The following is a 2,343-nucleotide window of genomic DNA, read 5'->3' as shown; positions in this document are numbered from 1 at the left end:
GCATCTTCAAAACGCAATTCATTAAAACCTTCCCCTTTGTGGGTTTGGCTACGGAAAGTGGTTTGTGTCTTATTCTCTGGGAACTTAATCGGTGGTGCGTTACGACCATCATAGGTACAACCGGTAATTATCGGTCTGTCGATATCCCCATTCAGGTAACTGACCAGCACTTGTGTGCCGATGCGCGGTACCGCAGAAAAACCATAACCATTTCCACTCCAACCCATGGCAACCCGCACCCAGCATGAAGCACTGTGATCGGCACTTCCCCGACGATCCCAATGAAAATGCACTTTCACGGCGCCATATTCATTGACGTAGATTTCTTCCCCCGGTGGTCCTACCACCGTCGCCATTTCATCGCCGTCCGCCGTCGGTTTATAACGATAAGGGGGACGCCACTCTTGCGTGCCCGGAATAAAGGAGACGCTATTCGACAGTTGTGTGCCTTCGCCCCCGCTATTGTCCGCCAGTGGCTGTACACCATGATGGCTGACGCTGATCACTTGCCAGCGATCATTCATCGGCTGATGGGGATGCTGAGATAAGGTGAAGATTTTGCCGGGCATCAGCGCAAAACAGTTTGTTGTCGCTTGTCCCACTTTGCTGCCGTTACGTAATTGCTCAAAGCGCACCTGTGTCAGAGGTCGACCTTCATCGTCTAATTGAAAACGACCATAACTTTCAAACACACTGTGCTGTCCCCCCTGCTCAATTTTGTTTTCATGAGACAACGGATAAGAAGGACGCACAAAGTTGTTGTCTTTATGGATAGTTTCATCCACACACAAATATTCGCCATATTGCCAAGTCATGGCAGTGCTATCGCTGATATCGGTGTCGGCCTGCGGGTTATAGGTGAGGTGAATACCCGCCGTCATCCCCATATGTTCATCGCTGTAAAACAGTTGTTCTTCTTCAAACCAGAAGTTAATGCCCTCTTCAAACGCCAGTCGACACCAAAAATCAAATGCGGATTCGCGTTTTTGGGTGGTGTAGAGACGTTCAGGGTGTAGATCTTCACGGTAGAATTGGTAATCCGCTTTAACATGGGCCTCATCCAATAAGGTTTTTAAGATGGTCGGCACCGATTGATGTTGAAAAATACGGCTGTCTTGATTGAGGGTCATCACCCACATTTCAGGGCGAATATCGAAGTGATACCACGTTTTCACTCCGTCGGTATTGCCTTGTACTGCCCCGGCTAAGATACCGTTGACTTTGCGGATCAACACCCCATCACGTTTGACCGTTAATGATGAGGCTAAGCCAAGATGGCGCTGAAAATCGATAAAGGGTAAGGCACTGACCGCACTGATGGACAGCGAAAATAGCGAGGATAATCCTTCAGTAAGATTAAATTCGGTGACTTGGAAGGTGTCGTCAGGCAATCCACCAATGGTGCAAGTGAACACCAAACCACTTTCGAGGCTGTCCATGCCTAATGCATCAAGTAACGCCCCATGGGCCGCTTGGAGTGCTTGGTTTTCAGCGAATGTTTGTCCACCGGTAAAACCGCCACCGTGGATCAGGGGATGAGCCGTCACCCTATTGGCCGATGCGCTGGCTGATTGCGTGAGCGAGGCCGCTGCTGAGGCCATCCCGGCCACCTTTTGCGTGGGTGTCGATAGCGTTTCGTTCACTTTGGATTGCACCCTATTTTTTACTTGATTGATGGCTTCATCTTTTAAAACGGATGCCGGGTCAATGGGCGTTGATTTCGGATCTTTGCTAAGCATAATCTGCCTCCATGCAAAAATGGATAAAGAAAAGGGAACAATACAAAATAAGGACGAGCCCCCAAGGACTCGTCATAACGGTATTACGCTTCGAGAGGCGCACGCCAGTCATCCGCACCAGACGTTCCAGCAACAGTGTGCTCCCAGTCAATTTTGCGGTAAGAGAGGGAGACTTCGATAAGTTGCGTGAAGTCGGCTTTAGCCGGATCTTGGCAATGAGGCATTTGGCAATCGATGTTCACGATCGTCGCGTCAGTCAGTGTGGTGGTAAAGAAGTGCTCTTGTTTACCTTCAACAGACGTGCGATACCATTTTAACTCAACTTTTGGCAGCATTTCGCCGGAAGCCAATGCGTTATACAGCAGAGGAACGGCTTTGTTTAATGCCACGGTAAAACGAAACGGTTTATGCGCACGTTGGCCAGAAGGTTGGCCTGATTGCGGATCAGTCGGAACCGTCACCACGTGAGAAAATTCTTGTACCAACATTTGGTCTTCATGACCTTGTACATAAATGTTGCCGACAGAATCTGCAGTAAACGCGCCTGCAGTGATGTTGCCCTGAGTTTTTCCTTCAATGGAAATATAGCAAGGAGTTGGCATAA

At 49.0% G+C, this 2,343-nt stretch carries 2 protein-coding genes; both read right to left on the bottom strand.

Annotation, left to right across the window (positions count from 1 at the left end; translation table 11 throughout):
* On the bottom strand, positions 1-1,739 hold a 1,739-nt coding region (tssI, locus tag AACV00_RS05515), incomplete at its 3' end, for a type VI secretion system tip protein TssI/VgrG (RefSeq protein ID WP_161680098.1).
* Positions 1,740-1,822: 83 nt separating this feature from the next.
* Positions 1,823-2,341 (bottom strand): Hcp family type VI secretion system effector, encoded by a 519-nt coding sequence (locus AACV00_RS05510; protein WP_004246976.1) that lies wholly within the window; start codon positions 2,339-2,341, stop codon positions 1,823-1,825.
* Positions 2,342-2,343 lie beyond the last annotated feature (2 nt).

This window comes from Proteus sp. G3927, assembly GCF_963894685.1.
Taxonomy (GTDB): Bacteria; Pseudomonadota; Gammaproteobacteria; order Enterobacterales; family Enterobacteriaceae; genus Proteus; species Proteus mirabilis.
The sequence above is the reverse complement of the archived record's forward strand: the minus strand, read 5'-3'. Positions and strand labels throughout refer to the sequence as shown.

Coding starts and splice junctions, on each gene's coding strand:
- AACV00_RS05510 (WP_004246976.1), bottom strand. CDS start 2,341: ATGCCAACTCCTTGCTATATTTCCATTGAAGGAAAAACTCAGGGCAAC.